This is a genomic window from Streptococcus pseudopneumoniae (assembly GCF_001072375.1).
In the GTDB taxonomy this organism is placed as follows: domain Bacteria; phylum Bacillota; class Bacilli; order Lactobacillales; family Streptococcaceae; genus Streptococcus; species Streptococcus pseudopneumoniae_L.
Map to the genome: position 1 here is coordinate 1 of NZ_JVKV01000023.1, position 21000 is coordinate 21000.

The following is a 21000-nucleotide window of genomic DNA, read 5'->3' on the forward strand; positions in this document are numbered from 1 at the left end:
GGTTGAGCCAACAAAACCAACATTTGAAGGTGGAGTTAATGGCCTAGGTACAGTAGCCGAAGCCTTACCAGAGTATGAAGGTGGTGCATTTCCAGTTGATACTCTGAAACAGGAACATACTGAGTTCACAGGCGGTGTATCCGGCGACTCCTTAGTTGAGCCAACAAAACCAACATTTGAAGGTGGCGTCAATGGTCCAGGTACAGTAGCCGAAGCCTTACCAGAGTATGAAGGTGGTTCAGTTCCAGTTGATACTCTGAAACAGGAACACCCAGAGTTTACAGGTGGGGTATCCGGCGAATCCTTAGTTGAGCCAACAAAACCAACATTTGAAGGTGGAGTCAATGGCCCAGGTACAGTAGCTGAAGCTTTGCCTGAGTATACCCCAGAATTGAGTAGTCAAAGTGGTATCCCAGAAGTTCATGACAAACCAGACTTTACAGGAGGCGTATCAGGCGAATCCTTGGTTGAACCAACTAAACCAACATTTGAGGGTGGCGTCAATGGTCCAGGTACAGTAGTTGAAGTCTTACCAGATTATGAAGGTGGTGCAGTTCCAGTTGATACTCTGAAACAGGAGATTTCTAGCTATAGTGGTGGTGTGAATGCTACTGAAGCGCTGATTCAGGATACAAACCCGACTTTACATATTGAAGTCAGAAAAGAGTTGATTCCCAAACAAACTAGGGAAAAGATTGATCCAGACATGCTTGTCGGTGAAACAAGAATTGAGCAAGTCGGTCAAGATGGTGAGAAAGAGATTGTTACCAGCTATGAGGAAAAAGATGGGAAACGTATTTCAGAGCCGAAAGAAACAACACGGATTTTAAAAGAAGCTAAAGATCAGGTTATCATCCGTGGAAGTAAGGAAAAGGAAGAAATTAAACCTGAACCTGTCCTAACTCTTTCAACTATTACTGGAAATTCGATGGGTCGTTCAGCACACTTAAGTTATAATCTGAACAAGGCTGATGGCGTGACCGTCTCAAAAATTAGTGCCACTATCAAAGCCGAGGGGTTAGAGGATCGAACTCTTGATTTGACGAGTGAACAGCTGGAAGCAACAGTTGACAATCTAAAACTTTATACGGATTACACCATATCTACAAAGATGGTCTTTAATCGTGGTAAGGGTGAGGAGAGCACTCTGCTTGAGGACAAGAAGCTTCGTTTAGAGCTTAAAAAGCTGGAAATAAAAGATATCAAGGAAACAAGCCTTGTTAAGGTTGACAATGGCAGAGAGACTGAGATTCAGTACTTAACGGAAGCACCAAGTGATTTGGAAAGCTACTATCTCAAGGTCAGCTCTAAAGATCATAAGACCAGCCGTTTAGCCATCAAGTCTATTCAAACTGAGAGAATAGATGGAAAAGAGTATTACAAGGTGACTGCTGAGGCAACTGACTTGATTCAACGTAATGCTCAGAAAACCTTTGAAGAAGGCTATAGCTACTACCTGGCTAAGTCAAGTGCTGATACTCCTACGATTGCTGGTGTAAAAGAATACGCTTATCAGGATATCCAAGATTATGATAGTCACCATGATCAAGCCTATCGCAACCTTGAAAAATTACAGCCTTTCTACAATAAAGAATGGATCGTTAATCAAGGGAACAAGCTTGATCTTGATCACAATCTAGCCAAGAAAAGGGTAGTCTCTGTTATTGCTATGAAGGGGCAAGAATTTGTGACGGACCTGTCAGTGGCAGACCATCTTATGGTTCATTATGCAGATCAGACCAAGGATGTATTTGCAATCACCTCACAAAATTCTGGCTTGACTGCTATCAAGGAATACAAGATTGCTGACTTGGATGTGCTGTATACTCCAGATATGCTGGTTAAGGACCGTTCAGCCCTAGCCAAGGACCTGACCTCAATCCTGAAAACAGTGGACTTACAGTCTGATGGGGTTTATCGAATCCTAGATGATCAAACCACCAGCCTTGATAAGAAGGTTGAGGCCGTGAAGAATTGGTATCTAGAAGAAAGCTTTGCAGAAGTCAAAGCGCAGCTGGGAAGCCTGGTTGATAAGTTACTTACAAATCTAGACTACCAGTGGAATGATTCTCTTGCTAGAACTGCTGCCTTGAAGAAAAAAGTTCAGGATCATCAATCAGCTATCATGCTTGGTCTTGCTTATCTCAATCGTTATTACGGTGTCCGATTTGCGGATTATAATCTGAAAGAACTCATGCTTTTTAAACCAGATTTTTATGGCAAAAATGTGGATGTCTTGGATCGGTTGATTGAACTCGGTTCAAGAGAAAGTAACCTAAAAGGCGACCAGACTCATGAAACCTTTGCCAGAGTCCTAGCCAAAGATACAAAATCTGAAGATTTACATGCCTTCTTAGACTACAACAGACAGTTATTGACGACTGACAAGGATATGAATGAATGGTTTGTGAATGCCACCAAGGACCATGTGTACATAGCAGAGCGAGCTTCGAAGAATCAAGAAATTGCAAATCGGAAGCATCGTGCTTATGACAATCTGAATAACTGGTTGCATCGCAATATGATTCTGCCTTTGTTGAATGTAAAGAAGGCGCAGATGTTCCTGATTTCCAACTACAATACCATTACCTTCGGATCAGCTGATAAATCTGGCAAAACCATAGACCAGATGAAGGCTGACATTGATCTAGTAGCGGACCGTCAGTTGACTTACTTGGACTTTTGGTATCGACTTGCCGCTGATGATGTCAAAGACCGTATGGTTAAGAGTGACTTTAATGTAGCTACACCAGTTTGGGAAGGCTATCGCGTTGATGGACGTGGATGGGTAGAGCGTTATGGACATACAAGTGGTATGGCAGACTACGCGCCAATTCGTGAAGTATTTGGGCCAGCAGGTCGCTACTATAAGGACAATAAGCTAGGAGCCTATGCCTCTATCTATCCTAATATCAATGCCAGAGATGCTGTTCACTTTGTAGAAATAGATATGATGAGTGAGTATGGTTTGTCTGTCTACACCCATGAGACAACTCACGTCAACGATCGTATTGTCTATCTGGGTGGCTACAAACATCGTGAAGGAACCTATGTAGAAGCCTATGCTCAGGGTATGCTCCAGTCACCGGCTGAGGAAGGTCATCAGGGTGAGTACGGCGCCCTCGGGCTCAACATGGCTTACATGCGACCAAATGATGGGGACCAATGGTACAATCCTGATCCGACCAAGTTGCAAACACGCCAGCAGATTGACCACTACATGAAAGGTTATAATGAGGCCTTGATGCTTCTAGATTATCTGGAAGGAGAACGCGTTCTCGCTAAGAATGATCTGGCTTTGAAGAAGGCTTGGTTCAGCAAGATGACCAAGCAGATGCGCTATCAGGACCAAGATAATAAACTCCTTGCTCCTAACCAGTGGGACTATGTCCGTCCATTGACAGATGAGGAAGCCAAGACTCAGCTAAATTCTGTAGATGACCTAATCAAAAATAACATCATCACCAACAGGCATTATCAGGGAACTTACCGACCAGAAGAACTCAAGACAGCTTATGTCAATGTCAAGATGGTAGATGCTATCTACGGCGGTAATACAAGTCAGGGAGCTCCAGGAGCCATCTCCTTCAAGCATAATGCCTTCCGTATGTGGGGTTATTATGGCTACGAAAATGGTTTCCTAGGCTATGCTTCTAATAAATACAAGGATGAGGCCTTAAGCGAGGGACGTGACACCCTTGGGGATGATTTCATTATCCAGAAGGTTTCGAAAGGCAAGTTCCAGAACTTAGAAGAATGGAAGAAGGCCTGGTTTGACGCTATTATTGCCAAGGCAAAACGAGGAATCCATAGTTTTGAAATTGATGGTCAGCAAATTGATTCTTATGAGAAATTGCAAGACTTGTTTGACCAAGCAGTAGAAACGGATTACCGAAACTTCAAGTATGGAGGCTCAGTTGCCAATTATACAGTAGCTCTGAAGAAAAAAGTCTTCCAAAAACTATTGCAGGTGACAGATGCCTTTTCATCCGAACTCTTTCCTAAAGGATAGATAAAAAGTCGGTGTGATAAAAGAGAATGCTATGTTCAGATTTTCTTAGGAAGTGCCTCTACTTTATCATTCTTAAAGAATAAAATTGCCAGATCTCCTGTTGGGGTCTGGCTTTTATGGTATACTTAGGATATGCATAGAAAAACAGTGATTGATTTTAGAGCTTTGGGTGAGCGATACACCTTTACCCAGCCTATCAAAGAGTTAAAAACCAGAGATTTAGCAGAAGTAACAGACTTGTTAGCTCAAGTGGAAAGCTACCAAGAACAGGGCTACTATGTGGTGGGTTATGTCAGCTATGAGGCTGCGCCAGCTTTTGAGGAGAAGTTAGCAGTTCACGAAACTCCTTTATTGGGAGAGTATCTGCTCTATTTCACCGTCCATGACAGTGTTGAAAGATCCAGCATCCCTCTGACTTATGAGGAGGTGGATTTGCCAACAAACTGGCAGGAAGTAACATCTGCAGAGGACTATGAAAAGGCGATTGCTCGGATTCACCATCATTTAAGACAAGGGGATACTTATCAGGTCAATTACACGGTTCAACTCAAGCAGGAGTTGTCTGCTAATCCTTTTGCAATCTACAATCGCATGGTGGTGGAGCAGGAGGCAGGCTACAATGCCTACGTAGAGCATGACGACATGGCAGTGATTTCCATGAGTCCAGAACTCTTTTTTGAGCAAAATGATCGTGAATTGACAACTCGTCCTATGAAGGGAACGACTAAACGTGGTCTGACTGATGCAGAAGACTTGAAAGAGGCAGTTTGGTTAGAACAGGATCCCAAAAATCGCTCAGAGAATATGATGATTGTGGACCTCTTGCGCAATGACATGAATCGTCTGTCTGAGGTGGGAAGTGAGCATGTGGAACGTTTATGTCAGGTGGAACAGTATTCAACGGTTTGGCAGATGACTTCGACCATCAAGAGTCAGTTACGACCAGATATTGACCTAGTAGAAATCTTCCGTTCTCTCTTTCCATGTGGTTCCATTACAGGAGCACCCAAGATAGCGACCATGGAAATTATCAAGGACTTGGAGCCCCAATCTAGAGGAGTTTATTGTGGGACGATTGGTATCTTGCTTCCCAATGGACGACGGATTTTCAATGTGGCTATTCGAACCATTCAACTGCATAGAGGGCAAGCCATCTATGGAGTCGGTGGAGGCATCACATGGGATAGCACTTGGGAGTCAGAATACCGCGAAGTCCATCAAAAGGCTACTGTTCTTTACCGAAAACAGCCTCGTTTTCAACTAATTACTACAGGGAAAATTAGCCAGAGGAAATTACTTTTTGAAAATAAACATATGGAAAGACTGCGAAAAGCAAGTCGTTACTTTGCCTTTCCATTTGATGAAGCTGGTTTGATAGAAGAAATAGAGAAGGAATGTCAGGCTTGTGACCTCCACCAAGACTATCGTTTGCGACTCAGTCTTAGCAAATCCGGAGAGATTGAAATTGAACAACAAGTATTGACACCGCTTAGCTCTAGCTTCTGTCAGGCCAAACTTTGTCTACAGGAAGCTGATTTACAGCAGGCCTTTACCTACTTTAAGACGACATACCGACCACATTTGACAGTGGGAAATCAGGAAATCATCTATCACACTGCTGATGGAAAATTGCTTGAAACCTCTATTGGCAATCTGGTTTTGAAAATGAATGGGAAACTCTATACACCGCCAAGTCAACTAGGTCTTTTACCAGGGATTTATCGTCAACACTTGCTTGAAAATGGGCAAGTAGAGGAGAAAATTCTGACTTTAGCAGATTTGAAGCGAGCAGAAGCTATCTATGGTTGTAATGCAGTCAGAGGCTTGTATGAGTTGTCAGTAAAGGAGCACTAAATGAAACTTATATTTTTACACGGTTTGGGTCAGTCCGCAGATAGTTGGAAAGAAGTTCAGGTTTTGCTAACAGATTATCCTTCTGAAGCCATAGAGTTATTTCCTACTGGAGTTGGGACTTATCAAGAAGCCAAAGAGCGCATTTATCAGCACTTATCAAAGGAAACAGAGCCTTTTGTCTTAGTTGGCTTATCTTTAGGGGCTGCACTTGCATTGGAGCTTTCAAGTTCTGAGATACCAAATCTTCAGGCCTTGGTTTTGTCAGGATGTCCACTGAAATTAGCAGGTAACATTCCTTTTTACATTCAGTTGCTGATATTCAAATTGCTTCCTAAGAGGATATATGAGAAGCAGGGGGCAGATAAGGCTCTTATGGTTGGAGTTTCCGAGGAATTAAAAACACTTGATTTAAGAGAGATTGCACGGGATTGTCCCTATCCAAGCTTGTTGATCTGTGGTAGTCAGGATAAGCCTAATCTCAGCTCAATGAAAAGTATTCATGAACTGATGCCAGATTCTCAGTTTGAGATCATCCCTGACGGCCCTCATGTTTTGAATAAGGCAAAACCAAAAGAGTTTGCAGAATTAACCAGAAGTTTTCTTGAATTGCTGAAACAAGTTTGATAAAATAATATTGAGATTGATATTATAATTTTAGGAGAAAATCATGAACAAACGTCATCTATTAAAACTAGGCCTAGTTTCTTTACCTGTCCTTGCTCTGTTTTTACATCCTGTTGTTGCAGATGAAAGTATCCATTTTTCAAGCTGTAAGGAAGCTTGGGAGAATGGATATGCAGATATTCATAAGGGAGAACCAGGTTATTCTGCTACCCTGGATAAGGATCATGATGGGATCGCTTGTGAATCGAAGAATGCGCCTAAGGGTGTTTTAAAAGAGAAAAAGACGAGTGCATCTCAAGATAACAACAATGTAGCACCTACCCCAAGTGTAGCAGCTGAAAGTGGCTGGGTTCGTCAAAATGGATCTTGGTACTATTTTTCTGAGAATGGAAATCCAGTAACAAATACTTGGCAGGGGGCTTACTACCTCAAATCAGATGGAAGAATGGCTGAGAATGAGTGGGTATATGATAACTATTACCAAGCTTGGTATTACCTCAAATCAGATGGATCTTATGCCCGCAATACTTGGCAAGGAAGTTACTACCTCAAATCAGATGGTAAAATGGCTCAGGGTGAATGGATTTATGATTCTTACTACAAAGCCTGGTATTATCTGAAATCAGATGGATCTTATGCGCATAATACTTGGCAAGGTGCATACTACCTCAAGTCAAATGGTAAAATGGCTCAGAGTGAATGGGTCTATGACTCTTCTTACCAAGCCTGGTATTACTTGAAATCAGATGGATCTTATGCTCGCAATGCATGGCAAGGAAATTACTATTTGAAATCGGATGGTAAAATGGCTAAGAATGAGCGAGTGGATGGCGGACGCTATTATGTAGATGCTTCTGGTTTGTGGAAACCATAGAATAGAAAAAAATTCTGGAAAGTTAATGCAAACCTTTGCACTGATGGTCAGATTTTGTTATACTAGTACTGTAAGCATTTTCAATTAAGGATAAGGAGAAGACGATGAGTCAAAAGATTATTGGGATTGACCTTGGTGGAACTTCTATCAAGTTCGCAATTTTAACACAAGAAGGAGAAATCCAAGAAAAATGGTCTATCAAGACTAACATTTTGGATGAAGGAAGCCATATCGTGGACGATATGATTGAAACTATTCAACACCGTTTGGGATTGCTTGGATTGTCTGCTGAAGATTTCCGTGGAATTGGTATGGGATCACCTGGTGTGGTTGACCGTGAAAAAGGGACTGTTATCGGTGCCTACAACTTGAACTGGAAAACTCTTCAACCAATCAAAGAAAAAATGGAAAAAGCCTTGGGTATTCCATTCTTCATCGACAACGACGCCAACGTGGCAGCTCTTGGTGAGCGTTGGATGGGTGCTGGTGAAAACCAACCAGACGTTGTCTTTATGACACTTGGTACAGGTGTTGGTGGCGGTATCGTGGCAGAAGGAAAATTACTCCACGGTGTTGCTGGTGCTGCTGGTGAACTTGGACACATCACAGTTGACTTTGATCAACCAATCGCATGTACTTGTGGTAAAAAAGGCTGTCTTGAGACAGTAGCTTCAGCGACAGGTATCGTTAACTTGACTCGTCGTTACGCAGATGAATACGAAGGCGATGCAGAGTTGAAACGCTTGATTGATGACGGAGAAGAAGTAACAGCTAAAACTGTCTTTGACCTTGCGAAAGAAGGGGACGACCTTGCTTTGATCGTTTACCGTAACTTCTCACGTTACTTGGGTATTGCATGTGCTAACATTGGTTCAATCCTAAACCCATCAACAATCGTGATCGGTGGTGGTGTGTCAGCTGCAGGAGAATTCCTTCTCCAAGGCGTGCAAAAGGTTTATGATGAAAATACCTTCCCACAAGTGCGCACAACAACTAAGTTGGCTCTTGCCACTCTAGGAAATGACGCTGGAGTTATCGGAGCAGCATCACTTGTATTGCAATAAATAAACATAAAAAGGAGAAAATTGCTTTCCGTAAGCGAGTGATTTTCCTCCTTTCTTTTTTTATGCTATACTAGTTAAGATAATGAATGAGGTGATAGCAAATGACAAAAGCAGATACGATTTTTAAAGAAAATATCGAGCGAATCTTGAATGAGGGTGTGTTTTCCGAGCAAGCACGTCCCAAGTATAAGGATGGAACAGTGGCTAACTCCAAGTACATCACAGGTGCTTTTGCGGAGTACGATTTGTCTAAGGGGGAATTTCCCATCACGACCTTGCGCCCCATTGCGATCAAATCCGCCATCAAGGAAGTACTTTGGATCTACCAAGACCAGACCAATAGTTTGGAAGTTCTCAATGACAAGTACAATGTTCACTACTGGAATGATTGGGAAGTAGGAGATACAGGGACAATCGGCGAACGTTATGGGGCTGTTGTTAAGAAACACGATATCATTAACAAGATTCTCAAACAGTTAGAAGCCAATCCTTGGAACCGTCGCAATATCATCTCACTTTGGGATTATCAAGCTTTTGAGGAGACAGATGGCCTCCTTCCATGCGCCTTTCAGACTATGTTTGATGTCCGTCGAGTAGATGGGGAAATTTATCTGGATGCGACATTGACCCAGCGTTCTAATGATATGCTGGTGGCTCATCATATCAATGCTATGCAGTATGTGGCTCTTCAAATGATGATTGCCAAACATTTTGGATGGAAGGTTGGGAAATTCTTCTACTTTATCAATAACCTTCACATCTATGACAATCAATTTGAACAAGCTCAGGAATTGCTTCGTCGTGAGCCTTCAAACTGCCAACCACGTTTGGTCTTGAATGTACCAGACGGGACTAACTTCTTTGATATTAAAGCAGAGGATTTTGAGCTGGTTGATTATGATCCTGTGAAACCACAGTTGAAGTTTGACTTGGCAATTTAATACTCTCTGAAAATCTCTTCAAATCAGGCTAGATTCCTAGTTTCCTATTTGGCTTTTATTGAGTATAAAAGAATAGAAAAAAAGAAGTTGAGAAAAAATCTCAACTTCTTTTGTTGCTTAGTGTGATACGCGACGACGCGCTGCTTTCTTACGGTTTTCTTCGATGAAAGCTGCTTTTTGTTCTTCTGGTTCGATCACTTTCTTTTTAACTGCGTATACTGCACCTGCAACTGCAGCGACAGTTCCTGCAATACCTGTTACAAGACCTTTAGCGAATCCTTTAGCCATGAGTATTCCTCCTTTAACTTATAAATCAGCCAGCTACCTCAAGAGGTCGCATTTTTCTGACTGACCTTTTTGTGATATAATAATAGTAACGAAAAAATGGGAATTTTTCAAGGAAAAAAGATGAAAACAAAAATAATTGTGATTGTTGGACCGACTGCAGTTGGAAAGACAGCTCTAGCCATTGAAGTTGCTAAGCATTTTAATGGTGAAGTAGTTAGTGGAGATAGCCAACAAGTCTATCGAGGACTAGATATTGGGACAGCCAAGGCTAGTCCAGAGGAGCAGGCAAGTGTTCCTCATTACTTGATTGATGTGAGAGAGGTAACCGAGTCTTACTCGGCTTTTGATTTTGTTTCAGAAGCTAAGACGGCCATTGAGGATATTCAAAGTCGAGGTAAGCTCGCTATTATTGCTGGTGGGACAGGACTTTATATCCAGAGTCTGCTAGAAGGATATCATTTAGGTGGGGAGACACCTCATGAGGACATTTTAGCTTATCGGACTAGTTTGGAACATTATACAGATGAGGAATTAGCTCATCTGGTGGATCAAGCAGGCCTTGAAATTCCCCAGTTTAATCGTCGTCGTGCCATGCGTGCCTTAGAAATTGCCCATTTTGGTCAAGACTTGGAAAATCAAGAGACCTTGTATGAACCTCTGATTATTTGCTTGGATGATGAGCGTAGTCAGCTTTATGAACGAATTAACCACCGTGTGGATTTGATGTTTGAAGCTGGACTGTTGGATGAAGCCAAGTGGCTGTTTGACCATTATCCAGATGTTCAAGCTGCTAAAGGGATTGGCTATAAGGAACTATTTCCCTATTTTCGAGGTGAGCAGAGCCTGGAAGAAGCTAGTGACAGCCTCAAACAGGCGACACGTCGTTTTGCCAAGCGCCAGCTAACCTGGTTCCGTAATCGCATGCAGGTGACCTTTTATCAGATAGGAGAATCTGGTGTAAAAGACCGTATTTTCAGCCAGATTGAGGAGTTTTTAGATGATTGAAACGGAGAAAAAAGAAGAGCGTGTCCTGCTGATTGGTGTTGAACTCCAGGGCATGGATAATTTTGACCTTTCCATGGAAGAACTGGCTAGTCTGGCTAAGACGGCTGGAGCGGTTGTAGTCGATAGCTACAGACAAAAACGTGAAAAATACGACTCTAAGACTTTTGTCGGATCTGGTAAATTAGAAGAAATTGCTCAAATGGTGGATGCAGAAGAAATCACAACTGTCATTGTCAACAACCGTCTGACACCTCGACAAAATGTCAATTTAGAGGAAGTCTTGGGTGTTAAAGTCATTGACCGTATGCAGTTGATTTTAGATATCTTTGCCATGAGAGCTCGAAGCCATGAAGGGAAGCTCCAAGTTCATCTAGCCCAACTCAAGTATCTCCTGCCTCGTCTAGTTGGTCAAGGGATTATGCTTAGCCGTCAGGCAGGGGGAATTGGCTCCCGTGGCCCAGGTGAAAGTCAGCTGGAGCTTAACCGTCGTAGTGTTCGCAACCAGATTACAGATATTGAGCGCCAGCTCAAGGTGGTTGAGAAAAATCGGGCGACAGTTCGAGAAAAACGTTTGGAGTCAAGTACTTTTAAGATTGGTTTGATTGGCTACACCAATGCTGGTAAGTCAACTATCATGAACACCTTGACTAGCAAGACCCAGTATGAGGCAGATGAGCTCTTTGCGACTCTGGATGCGACAACTAAAAGCATTCATCTGGGGGGCAATCTTCAGGTTACCTTGACTGACACCGTTGGGTTTATTCAAGACTTACCAACCGAATTGGTGTCAAGTTTCAAGTCGACCTTGGAAGAAAGCAAGCATGTAGATCTTCTGGTTCATGTTATTGATGCCAGCAATCCTTACCATGAGGAACATGAAAAAACGGTCCTGTCTATCATGAAAGACTTGGACATGGAGGATATTCCTCGCCTAACCCTTTATAATAAAGCGGATTTGGTGGAAGATTTCACGCCTACTCAAACGCCTTATGCATTGATTTCTGCCAAGTCTAAAGATAGTAGAGAACAGTTACAGGCTTTATTGCTAGATAAGATCAAGGAAATTTTTGAACCCTTTACTTTGCGCGTGCCTTTTTCTAAGTCTTACAAGATTCATGATTTAGAAAGTGTTGCTATCCTAGAAGAACGTGACTACCAAGATGATGGCGAAGTCATCAGAGGCTACATTTCTGAGAAAAATAAATGGAGATTAGAAGAATTTTATGACTGATATCAAATCATTAGCTCTCAAATATGGTGGCTATACAAGTCTAGACAAGGTATATTTGGACCAGCTTCTAGCTGGTAGGTCTGAAGAGGAGCAACTAGCTCTCATCACCCCTCCACCCAGCGTAGTGAATGCCTACTTTGCAGAACTCTACCAGAAAAAGAGTCCTCAAGCTGCGACAGATTATTTTGCAGAAGTCAGCCAGGAACTGAACCTCTACAATGCTGAGCCAAGTTTCACGGAAGAAAGCAAACCCTTTATCCGTCTTAATCTGTCAGGCAAATCTTTTGGTTTTTGCTATGAGAAAGAAGGTCTGGGTCGGATTTTCTCAGAAACTGAGGAAGCAATCACAGCTGACTTGCTCTTTGAGATTGCTCAAATTTTTCCTCATCAGCTAGTTTTTGAGGAGTCTGGAAAAATTTATATGAAGGCAATCGGAGAAGAGGAAGTTGTTAGCGTGGAAAATCTCACAGCTTTGACAGATTTGGAAAGCTTGGCAGATGGTCGCAAGCGTCTCAAAGGTTATAGTCAAGAGGATTTGCTACAAGAAGCTAAAGCCTATACTGGTAAGTTTTATTATCGCTCAGAAAACCGCACCGCTATGTTATATATTGATTAATTAGAAAGTATCGAATGGACATTCAATTTTTAGGAACGGGGGCTGGTCAGCCCTCTAAAGCCCGCAATGTTTCAAGTCTCGCTCTGAAACTCTTGGACGAGATTAACGAAGTATGGCTCTTTGATTGTGGAGAAGGAACGCAAAATCGCATTCTGGAGACTACGATTCGACCACGGAAGGTCAGCAAAATCTTTATCACTCACTTGCATGGAGATCATATCTTTGGTTTGCCAGGTTTTCTCTCTAGTCGTGCTTTTCAGGCTAATGAAGAGCAGACTGATTTGGAAATCTATGGACCTCAAGGTATCAAGTCATTTGTCTTGACTAGTTTGCGTGTCTCTGGTTCTCGTCTGCCCTATAAGATTCATTTCCATGAGTTTGACAAGGATTCCCTAGGGAAAATTCTCGAAACTGATAAATTCATGGTGTATGCAGAAGAGTTGGATCACACTATTTTCTGTGTCGGCTATCGTATCATGCAAAAGGATTTAGAAGGAACCTTGGATGCTGAAAAGCTCAAAGCCGCTGGTGTGCCATTTGGACCACTCTTTGGAAAAATCAAAAACGGTCAGGATGTTGTCCTAGAAGACGGCACCGAGATCAAGGCAGCAGACTATATCTCAGCACCACGCCCTGGTAAGATTATCACCATTTTGGGAGATACTCGAAAAACAGATGCTAGTGTGCGTCTTGGAGTCAATGCAGATGTTCTTGTCCATGAGTCCACTTATGGCAAGGGTGATGAGAAGATTGCCCGCAACCACGGTCACTCAACTAATATGCAAGCTGCTCAGGTTGCAGTAGAAGCAGGAGCCAAACGACTCTTGCTCAACCATATCAGTGCTCGTTTTCTTTCAAAAGATATCAGTCAGCTCAAGAAAGATGCGGCAACGATTTTTGAAAATGTCCATGTGGTTAAAGACCTAGAAGAAGTGGAAATCTAGGATCTCGAGAAAGGATAAATATGTCTACTATTCTCATTACGGGTGCTAGTGGTGGTCTAGCCCAAGAAATGGTCAAACTCTTGCCCAATGATCAATTGATTTTGCTGGGTAGAAACAAGGAAAAACTCAGTAAACTCTACGGAAATCATCCACATGCAGAATTGGTCGAAATCGATATTACCGATAGTCAAGCCTTAGAAGGACTGGTAGCTGACCTCTATCTCCGCTATGGTAAGATAGATGTCTTGATTAACAACGCTGGCTACGGGATTTTTGAGGAATTTGACAAGATCTCTAATCAAGATATTCATCAGATGTTTGAGGTTAATACCTTTGCTTTGATGAATTTATCACGTTTGGTTGCTTCTCGTATGAAGGAAATGCGAAAAGGACATATCATCAATATCGTTAGCATGGCAGGTTTGATCGCTACTGGCAAGTCCAGTCTTTACTCAGCGACCAAGTTTGCGGCTATTGGTTTTTCAAACGCTTTGCGTCTCGAACTCATGCCCTATGGTATTTATGTGACGACGGTCAATCCAGGACCGATTCGTACAGGATTTTTTGATCAGGCTGATCCGGATGGAACCTACCTTAAGTCAGTTGACCGTTTCCTACTCGAGCCAGATGCAGTAGCTAGAAAGATTGTCAAAACCATAGGAAAAAACAAACGTGAAATCAATCTACCAGTCTTACTCAATCTAGCTCATAAGTTTTATAGCCTCTTTCCCAAGTTGGCAGATAAGTTAGCTGGGGAAACCTTTAATTATAAGTGAGAAAGCTGTTCCCTTGAGGAATGGCTTTTTGCTTTAATTAGGAGAAGTTGTTTATCAAAAATAATCCCTGAAAATACTGGTAGTTTATCTCTATTTGATAGTTTTGGAGTATAATTGAGATAAGAAAGCAGATTAAAGACAGAATAAACTCCGAGTCTAACATAACTAAAAGTATATCTATAGTAGAAGGTTATGAAGTCAAAATAGTAGGAGCAAGTCATGGAATTTATTGTAGCTGAGGAAGGGATTCCTCAAAATATCGGATGTCAGGGAGCCCTGATTGCCTATTATGGTAGTGAGATAGAATTTCATTATGAAACCGTGCCACCACACGGTGATGAGATTTTTTCTGCCAAGTTGCCTTTGTTGGGACTTGATCTGCCCTTTTGGATCTATGGGAGAAATCTCATATTTTTAGATGCTTACTACCTCTTAGCAGAAACAGTTAAGAAAGGGACTTGGGATCACATAACGAGTATGCTCATCAACATTCATACGGGGGAATACGCCAGCCTAGACCACTGGTACAATCATATATCTGTTGAGCAAAACGGTCTTGAGTTGAAAAATGATTATGATGGACAAGTCCTGACTTTGAAAACGGTTGACAAACTTCATTGGCTTGCCCTATATGCTGAATCAGAAGAAAGGAACTAAAAATGGCAAAGAAAAGAGTTACATTACCAAAAGAGTTTAAGGATTTAATGGATGAAGGAAATATTGAAGCCCTTAAAGCAATCTATGATCGTTGTGAATTAAGCGCTCATGATGGAAGATTTAGCTTATGTACACCTCTGCATATGGGAGGAGTCCCGGATGAATTGGTTATCTGGCTGGTGGAAACGGGCTTGGATATCAATATCCCTGATTATTATGGAGCGACTCCTTTGTACCGTCAAGCAATCTTGGGGAGAGATACAGTAAAACTCTTGCTTGAATTGGGGGCAGACATTGGAAAACCTAATACCTATGGTGAGCCCCCCCTACATGTAGCAGCTGAGTTTTTCCATCCTAAGACTGTCAAACTTTTGATTGATAAGGGAGCAGATGTCAATGCTAAAAACGATATGGGAAGAACCCCACTAGCTTCAGTCTTGATGGTTTGTCGGGGGATTTATATTGCCCAAACTGCTGAAATCGCATCTATGCTTCTGGATGCTGGTGCTAAGAAAACACCATCCATGAAAGAAAAGGTCGAAAATATCGGTAAGGATTTTGAATTTCATAGAGAAAGTATCCACCCAGACTACATCGAGGGAGCAGATAAAGGCTTAGCGAAGCTCTATGAGCTCTTTGATGTCAAGCCTGTAGAAAAACGCCTAACTCATGATGGAGTTTCACCGATTTTTGTAAAAGAAGGTAGTTGGGAGGAGCAATATGAGGAACTATGGTCTTTCTTGATTCCTTCAAGTGGAGCAGCCAAAACTGTTCAGGGAGAAGTTATTCGTATCCCAGGTCGAGTTCGAGATGAACTGGATCGCAATGGTGGGGCCAACTGGGACAGGGACTATAGAAAAATGCTTCAGGCTCTCCCTCAATACTTGTCTCTGGGAAATCCCCTTTCAGACCAAGAATTGGAAGAGACTAAAGAGCTTATTGCTCAGGTTCATGGGAAAGATTTTGATGACGGGCCTCGCCTAGACCTCCTTTGTCAGCTAGCTCTCTCTTGGATTAAGCAAAATCCTGAACCCCTTCCCCTAGAAGAACCAAGTTATAAGCGGTAAAATGCATTGGAAGACAGATAAAATAAAGAAATCATGGTGAAATGATGCAACTAATTGACCAAGTTAAAAAAATAGAAACTTATATTTGTGAGTGTTTTGAAGACTGGGATTTGGATGATCCTGTGGAAGAAGGATATCTGGAAGATTATCAGGACATTTCTGGTGCTTCCGAAGAAGAGCTTCAAGGCTTTGAGGAAAGACTTGGCATTCGTCTACCTAGTGACTTCAAAGAGCTTTGTAGCTACAAAAATGGGAGTAAATACCTCTCTATTTTACCTTGTGTGATTGACCAGAGAGATTTAACTTTTTCTCTCATGAGTCTACAGGAAATTGAGACTTGTAAAAAGTACTTTCAAAATAGAGATGCTCTGTTAACAGAATTTCCCGACTATTTTTCTAGTCAAGACCTAGAAAACATGCATGATAGTAGAATTAAGCCTTATCTTTTTAATAAAAAATGGCTTCCTTTTGCTCAGTATTGTGACTCTTGTTATCTTATGCTGGATTTTGATCCAGACCGAGAGGGTCAGGAAGGGCAGGTTATTTGCTACATCCATGATCCTGACCAGGTGATCTATGCGACTAAAAGTCTTACAAATCTGATTGAAGGGATAATGGATGAGATAGTATGAACGGACAAATGTACCAAATAGCCTGTATCGTGGCAGCAGCTAGGAAGGCTTTAAAAAGTGGTAAAGAAATATGCTATAAGCCTGAAAAATATACAAATAAGTTGAACTTTCAAATTTTGCCGTCAGAAAAGGGGGAAGTTACGGAACTTTCTGTAACTGATTGGTTTAAAAACCTTAAGGAAAAAGGTTTGAAGGACTTAAAATTATTTTGCCCCATTTCAGTTGAAGACAGAGGTATTTTAGGTTTCTCCAATACAACACAGAGTTCAATTCTCTGTTTTTATAAAGATGGGAAGGCAAGTTATTTCCTACCAAATTGGGAATCTGCTTCTCCAGGCAAGGGCTGGGATGTTACCTACACCGAGTATGAGTGGGAAAGGTCTTCTCAAGACATTCCCCACTATGAAAATAATATCGAAGAATTTAAGGACATATTGGCTCGTATAGAAGATCTAGCAATTAAAATTGAATGTGACAATTTTGCCAAAGTCTTTCACTCTGCTAGAAAATTTTTGCTAGACCCAGAATCTGGTAAAGGACTGGCAGAACCTCAAATTCCACCGCAACATCTAAGCATATTTAGAGCTGCAAGTGCAGCGGATGTTTTTGGAGCAATGGGCTCCTGGAATGATGAGCCTGGATGGCTGGCACAAGATAAGGGACTTGGTCAAGTATACGATGAACTTTCGGATCAATTGCTAAGAAATATTCGATTAGCTATTCTATTTGCCATCAACGAGTGGTGAAGGATTAGGAGAGAGAAAATGGGGAAGTTAAAGTTAAGCCTATTGAACAAATGGGAACTAGACAAGGACTACAATAGTGTTTTCAATTCTGTCATGTTACATGATGGTAGAGCCTTTGTCTTGACCAGTGAGAAGGAAACTTTCAATCGCTACTGTCTGCTTGAAGTATCACCTTTGGGTGTGAAGGAGATAGATGCTTGGTATTGTGACCATGTTTGGGAGGAAGAGCCTCTACTCTTTACAGATGGACAAAATATTGGCATCATCAAGGCTAGCAAGGAAATAGTCTATTATACTGGTGATTTTTCTAATCCAGAAATCATTGCCATAAGGGATCCGCAAAGTATACTTCCTAAAAAGGCACAAGAGAGATATTTTCAAAGCGTATCAGATAGCAACCAGATACCCGTGTGTTTTGAAGATCAAGTTTATACAAATCAGGCAAGAAACTTTGCCCTTTTAGAGTTAGATAGAGAGAAAAAGCAGGCTAAGTGGACCACTTATTCGCATATTGATAAAAAAGATTTAAACCACCACGACAGGAGCTCGGACGCTAGTCCTAAAATCGATAGTTTGAAATGTTGGAAGCAAGAGCTCTATGCCTTTAGCTCTGGAGAAAGTCAAACCTCTGTCAATAAATGGGGCATAGACTATTATGCTCTTGTTAAAATCTCTAGTGATGGTCGTATTATCGAAAAGTTATTAGAATCGGAACATTTAAAGGCTTTAGGCAAAAAAGCTGGTGTCAATGGACTCTTTACGGATTCGGCTTATCTGATCCTGAGCCCCCTATTTAAGAATGATGATTGGAAGGGCAAGCAAAAGCTATTTTCTCTGGCAACAAGAGAATGGTGTGATATAGCTTTGCCTAGAGGAATGAGTAAACACAAGCTTCAAAATATGACAGACAACTTTTGTTTAACTTTTCTGTACGACAGAGGTTTAAAAGAACTTGCCCTTTGTCAGATTGACTAGGCTGTGAGGCTGAGTTTGGGAGCTTTTTGTTGCTAGGTGCTGAAATTTCTTGATTAGTCTGTAGTATTCATTTTGAGGTGTTTTCTTGTCAAATTTGACCAAGTATTGCAAATCGAATCTTAAAATAGTATACTAGTTCTGTTAGTTATGAAAACGTTTGCGTTTTTTGTTGTTGATGATTATTTAGGAGACAAGACATGGAATTGACAGCCATTTATCATAGACCAGAATCAGAGTATGCTTATCTTTACAAAGAAGGTCAGCTACATATCCGAATCAGAACCAAGAAAGATGATGTCCAGCAGGTTATTTTGCATTATGGAGATCCCTTTATCTTCATCGAGGATAAGTATGAGGCTAAGAAAGAAATGACCAAAGTAACCTCAGATGCCCTATTTGATTATTGGCAGGTTACAGTATCTGTTGGTTTTGCACGGATTCAGTATCTCTTTGAGCTCCTTGATGAGGAAGGTCAGGGTGTTTTCTACGGTGATAAGGGTTGTGTAGAACATACTCAAGAAAACTTGGATGCTGAAGGCAATGGCTTTAAGCTTCCTTATATTCACGAAATCGACGGATGTCAGGTTCCTAACTGGGTTTCAAATACCGTTTGGTATCAGATTTTCCCAGAACGTTTTGCCAATGGAAATCCTAATCTAACTCCAGATGGAGCTCGAGAGTGGGATGCTACCATTGCGCCTAACAGGGATGATTTTTTTGGTGGAGATTTACAAGGGATTATTGATCATTTAGACTATCTTAAAGATTTGGGAATCACTGGACTTTATCTATGTCCGATTTTTGAAGCAACGACCAATCACAAGTATGATACGACGGATTATTTTGAAATTGACCGTCACTTTGGTGACAAGGAAGTCTTTCGTAATCTAGTCGAGGAAGCCCACAAACGTGGTATCAAGATTATGCTAGATGCAGTATTTAATCATATTGGCAACCAGTCAGCCCAATGGCAGGATGTTCTAAAAAATGGAGAAAATTCCCCTTATAAAGATTGGTTCCATATCCAAGAATTTCCAATTACAGAAGATAAGCTTAAGAAAGCGAGAGAACTCCCTTATCATACCTTTGCCTTTGCTAGCTATATGCCTAAGTTGAATACAGCTAATCCGGAGGTTAGGGACTATCTTTTAAGTGTTGCGACCTACTGGATTGAGAATTTTGATATCGATGCTTGGCGCTTGGACGTTGCCAATGAAATTGACCATCAGTTCTGGAGAGATTTTAGAAAGGCAGTTCTAGCTAAAAAGCCTGATCTGTATATTTTAGGTGAAATCTGGCACACTTCTCAGCCTTGGCTACAAGGTGATGAGTTCCATGCGGTCATGAATTATCCACTCTCTGAAAGTATCAAGGATTATTTCTTGCGTCAGCGTAAAAAGACGGAGCAATTTATTTCAGAAATCAATAGCCAGTCTATGTACTACAAGCAACAAATCTCAGAAGTGATGTTTAACCTTCTGGATTCTCACGATACAGAGCGTATCCTCACAACTGCCAAAGGCAATGTGCAACATGTCAAGGCTGCTTTAACCTTCCTCTACCTTCAAAAAGGAACTCCTTGTATCTATTACGGAACAGAGCTTGCATTAATAGGTGGACCAGATCCCGACTGCCGTCGTGTCATGCCTTGGGACCGTGTGTCTGAGGAAAATGACATGCTGAATTTTATGAAACAGTTGATTCAAGTCCGTAAGGAAGTTGCAAGCATTATTCAGCATGGAAATTATCGCTTGGAAGAAGTGAAACTAGATGTTTTATCCTTGAAGTGGAACTACCAAGGAAAAGAAGTTCAAGCTATCTTTAATCAATCTACAGAGAATTTTATCTTAGACAGAGATTCAGTTGACTTAGCGAGTCATTGCCAGTTTGAAGATGGACAGCAAGTCATCTTGCCAGATGGATTTGTAGTTACTATTTCTGAGTAAAAAAGGAATAAAATGATGTCACTCAAGGAAGTTTATGAGTATTTTCGTCACTATGATAAGGAAACTTATCAGGTTGTCGCCTGCATGGGCAATGAGCCATCGGAAGAAGATGTTCAGGATTTTGAAAATCAATACGGCATTCGTCTGCCAGAAGATTTTAGAGAATTTATCATGTCAGCTCTGGGAGGTCTCTTTATGGAAGTCAGAGAAGAGCTATGGCCAAGAGCCAAGGCTTACGATGTAGCACCATTTTGGACCTTCTGTCGAGGGATTAAGGTCTTGGGAATTGCAAATGGCATCCCAGACTTCTTAGACATTCGTCTTCAAACCAAAGAATTACACGCTCTGGGCTTTGTGGATTATATTCCATTTCTGTCTATCGTCGGGGATGGAGATGTGATTTTTTGCGTTGATAAGGACAATCATATTGTAGCTCTAGACTGGTATAATAGTGGCGAAACTGAAGAGCTTGAATGTGATTTTTCAGGACTTTTACTCCAGCAAATTGCCGAGCTAGAAGAGCGTAAAAATGAGATGGTCAAGCTTTTGGAAAAGGGGAAATCTAGTCAATAATTTATAAGGAAATATCAGTTTGATAGTCCGTAAAAGAGGTTGGGACAAAAGATCCCGACCTCACTTTTTATTAGCATTCAAACTTTGACTCGGTAGCTGATTGAACTTTTAGACTCCAAAAAGCTCATAAACATCCTCGCGGGGCTGGGACTACGAAATCGAGACTTTGTCTATC

General features: G+C 41.4%; 19 protein-coding genes. 18 read left to right on the forward strand and 1 reads right to left on the reverse strand.

Annotated features, from left to right (window positions below; translation table 11 throughout):
• The 6 genes from ADH31_RS01670 to ADH31_RS01695 all read left to right on the forward strand — a co-directional run.
• A partial coding sequence (locus ADH31_RS01670; protein WP_049508566.1) for an SIALI-17 repeat-containing surface protein occupies window positions 1-4012 on the forward strand: 4012 nt, incomplete at its 5' end.
• Between the two features lie 132 nt (window positions 4013-4144).
• Window positions 4145-5866, forward strand: a complete 1722-nt coding sequence (gene pabB / locus ADH31_RS01675) for an aminodeoxychorismate synthase component I (RefSeq protein WP_049508569.1) — start codon at window positions 4145-4147, stop codon at window positions 5864-5866.
• Window positions 5867-6490, forward strand: coding sequence for an alpha/beta fold hydrolase (locus ADH31_RS01680; protein WP_049508571.1), 624 nt, complete (start codon window positions 5867-5869; stop codon window positions 6488-6490).
• Window positions 6491-6533: 43 nt separating this feature from the next.
• On the forward strand, window positions 6534-7364 hold the full coding sequence (locus ADH31_RS01685) for an excalibur calcium-binding domain-containing protein (protein ID WP_080980051.1): 831 nt from the start codon (window positions 6534-6536) through the stop codon (window positions 7362-7364).
• Window positions 7365-7468: 104 nt separating this feature from the next.
• A complete protein-coding gene (locus ADH31_RS01690) occupies window positions 7469-8428 on the forward strand; it encodes an ROK family glucokinase (RefSeq protein WP_049508573.1) in 960 nt (319 codons plus the stop codon).
• Window positions 8429-8529: 101 nt separating this feature from the next.
• A complete protein-coding gene (locus ADH31_RS01695; protein ID WP_049508575.1) occupies window positions 8530-9369 on the forward strand; it encodes a thymidylate synthase in 840 nt (279 codons plus the stop codon).
• 117 nt (window positions 9370-9486) lie between these two features.
• Here ADH31_RS01695 and ADH31_RS01700 read toward each other — a convergent pair whose 3' ends face one another.
• Window positions 9487-9657, reverse strand: a complete 171-nt coding sequence (locus ADH31_RS01700; RefSeq protein WP_001051776.1) for a DUF3042 family protein — start codon at window positions 9655-9657, stop codon at window positions 9487-9489.
• 120 nt (window positions 9658-9777) lie between these two features.
• On the opposite strand from ADH31_RS01700, the gene miaA reads away from it, so the two are divergent.
• The 12 genes from miaA to ADH31_RS01760 all read left to right on the forward strand — a co-directional run bounded on the left by miaA (window position 9778) and on the right by ADH31_RS01760 (window position 20825).
• Window positions 9778-10662: a tRNA (adenosine(37)-N6)-dimethylallyltransferase MiaA gene (gene miaA / locus ADH31_RS01705; protein ID WP_049508578.1), complete on the forward strand. Its 885-nt coding sequence runs from the start codon at window positions 9778-9780 to the stop codon at window positions 10660-10662.
• The gene (gene hflX, locus ADH31_RS01710; RefSeq protein ID WP_049508580.1) at window positions 10655-11893 is read left to right on the forward strand and encodes a GTPase HflX; all 1239 of its coding nucleotides are present in this window, start codon (window positions 10655-10657) and stop codon (window positions 11891-11893) included. The genes miaA and hflX overlap by 8 nt, the downstream gene beginning before the upstream one ends.
• The gene (locus ADH31_RS01715; protein WP_049508582.1) at window positions 11886-12509 is read left to right on the forward strand and encodes a cystathionine beta-lyase; all 624 of its coding nucleotides are present in this window, start codon (window positions 11886-11888) and stop codon (window positions 12507-12509) included. Before hflX ends, ADH31_RS01715 begins: the two co-directional genes overlap by 8 nt.
• Window positions 12510-12523: 14 nt before the next feature.
• Window positions 12524-13453: a ribonuclease Z gene (gene rnz / locus ADH31_RS01720; RefSeq protein ID WP_049508584.1), complete on the forward strand. Its 930-nt coding sequence runs from the start codon at window positions 12524-12526 to the stop codon at window positions 13451-13453.
• A 20-nt stretch (window positions 13454-13473) separates the two neighbouring features.
• Complete coding sequence (locus ADH31_RS01725) at window positions 13474-14229, forward strand: SDR family NAD(P)-dependent oxidoreductase (protein ID WP_049508586.1); 756 nt, start codon at window positions 13474-13476, stop codon at window positions 14227-14229.
• Between the two features lie 219 nt (window positions 14230-14448).
• Window positions 14449-14886 (forward strand): hypothetical protein, encoded by a 438-nt coding sequence (locus ADH31_RS01730; RefSeq protein ID WP_049508588.1) that lies wholly within the window; start codon window positions 14449-14451, stop codon window positions 14884-14886.
• Between the two features lie 2 nt (window positions 14887-14888).
• A complete protein-coding gene (locus tag ADH31_RS01735; RefSeq protein ID WP_049508590.1) occupies window positions 14889-15953 on the forward strand; it encodes an ankyrin repeat domain-containing protein in 1065 nt (354 codons plus the stop codon).
• A 44-nt stretch (window positions 15954-15997) separates the two neighbouring features.
• Window positions 15998-16585, forward strand: a complete 588-nt coding sequence (locus ADH31_RS01740) for an SMI1/KNR4 family protein (RefSeq protein WP_049508601.1) — start codon at window positions 15998-16000, stop codon at window positions 16583-16585.
• The gene (locus tag ADH31_RS01745) at window positions 16582-17331 is read left to right on the forward strand and encodes a hypothetical protein (RefSeq protein ID WP_049508593.1); all 750 of its coding nucleotides are present in this window, start codon (window positions 16582-16584) and stop codon (window positions 17329-17331) included. The genes ADH31_RS01740 and ADH31_RS01745 overlap by 4 nt, the downstream gene beginning before the upstream one ends.
• An 18-nt stretch (window positions 17332-17349) precedes the next feature.
• Window positions 17350-18306: a hypothetical protein gene (locus ADH31_RS01750; RefSeq protein ID WP_049508594.1), complete on the forward strand. Its 957-nt coding sequence runs from the start codon at window positions 17350-17352 to the stop codon at window positions 18304-18306.
• Between the two features lie 197 nt (window positions 18307-18503).
• The gene (locus ADH31_RS01755) at window positions 18504-20252 is read left to right on the forward strand and encodes a glycoside hydrolase family 13 protein (RefSeq protein ID WP_049508596.1); all 1749 of its coding nucleotides are present in this window, start codon (window positions 18504-18506) and stop codon (window positions 20250-20252) included.
• Window positions 20253-20267: 15 nt separating this feature from the next.
• Window positions 20268-20825: an SMI1/KNR4 family protein gene (locus ADH31_RS01760; RefSeq protein WP_049508598.1), complete on the forward strand. Its 558-nt coding sequence runs from the start codon at window positions 20268-20270 to the stop codon at window positions 20823-20825.
• The last annotated feature ends 175 nt before the right edge of the window (window positions 20826-21000 follow it).

What these genes read in the sequence shown, in the direction of transcription:
- pabB (WP_049508569.1), top strand. Translation starts at nt 4,145, where the DNA reads ATGCATAGAAAAACAGTGATTGATTTTAGAGCTTTGGGTGAGCGATAC.
- ADH31_RS01680 (WP_049508571.1), top strand. Translation starts at nt 5,867, where the DNA reads ATGAAACTTATATTTTTACACGGTTTGGGTCAGTCCGCAGATAGTTGG.
- ADH31_RS01685 (WP_080980051.1), top strand. Translation starts at nt 6,534, where the DNA reads ATGAACAAACGTCATCTATTAAAACTAGGCCTAGTTTCTTTACCTGTC.
- ADH31_RS01690 (WP_049508573.1), top strand. Translation starts at nt 7,469, where the DNA reads ATGAGTCAAAAGATTATTGGGATTGACCTTGGTGGAACTTCTATCAAG.
- ADH31_RS01695 (WP_049508575.1), top strand. Translation starts at nt 8,530, where the DNA reads ATGACAAAAGCAGATACGATTTTTAAAGAAAATATCGAGCGAATCTTG.
- ADH31_RS01700 (WP_001051776.1), bottom strand. Translation starts at nt 9,657, where the DNA reads ATGGCTAAAGGATTCGCTAAAGGTCTTGTAACAGGTATTGCAGGAACT.
- miaA (WP_049508578.1), top strand. Translation starts at nt 9,778, where the DNA reads ATGAAAACAAAAATAATTGTGATTGTTGGACCGACTGCAGTTGGAAAG.
- hflX (WP_049508580.1), top strand. Translation starts at nt 10,655, where the DNA reads ATGATTGAAACGGAGAAAAAAGAAGAGCGTGTCCTGCTGATTGGTGTT.
- ADH31_RS01715 (WP_049508582.1), top strand. Translation starts at nt 11,886, where the DNA reads ATGACTGATATCAAATCATTAGCTCTCAAATATGGTGGCTATACAAGT.
- rnz (WP_049508584.1), top strand. Translation starts at nt 12,524, where the DNA reads ATGGACATTCAATTTTTAGGAACGGGGGCTGGTCAGCCCTCTAAAGCC.
- ADH31_RS01725 (WP_049508586.1), top strand. Translation starts at nt 13,474, where the DNA reads ATGTCTACTATTCTCATTACGGGTGCTAGTGGTGGTCTAGCCCAAGAA.
- ADH31_RS01730 (WP_049508588.1), top strand. Translation starts at nt 14,449, where the DNA reads ATGGAATTTATTGTAGCTGAGGAAGGGATTCCTCAAAATATCGGATGT.
- ADH31_RS01735 (WP_049508590.1), top strand. Translation starts at nt 14,889, where the DNA reads ATGGCAAAGAAAAGAGTTACATTACCAAAAGAGTTTAAGGATTTAATG.
- ADH31_RS01740 (WP_049508601.1), top strand. Translation starts at nt 15,998, where the DNA reads ATGCAACTAATTGACCAAGTTAAAAAAATAGAAACTTATATTTGTGAG.
- ADH31_RS01745 (WP_049508593.1), top strand. Translation starts at nt 16,582, where the DNA reads ATGAACGGACAAATGTACCAAATAGCCTGTATCGTGGCAGCAGCTAGG.
- ADH31_RS01750 (WP_049508594.1), top strand. Translation starts at nt 17,350, where the DNA reads ATGGGGAAGTTAAAGTTAAGCCTATTGAACAAATGGGAACTAGACAAG.
- ADH31_RS01755 (WP_049508596.1), top strand. Translation starts at nt 18,504, where the DNA reads ATGGAATTGACAGCCATTTATCATAGACCAGAATCAGAGTATGCTTAT.
- ADH31_RS01760 (WP_049508598.1), top strand. Translation starts at nt 20,268, where the DNA reads ATGTCACTCAAGGAAGTTTATGAGTATTTTCGTCACTATGATAAGGAA.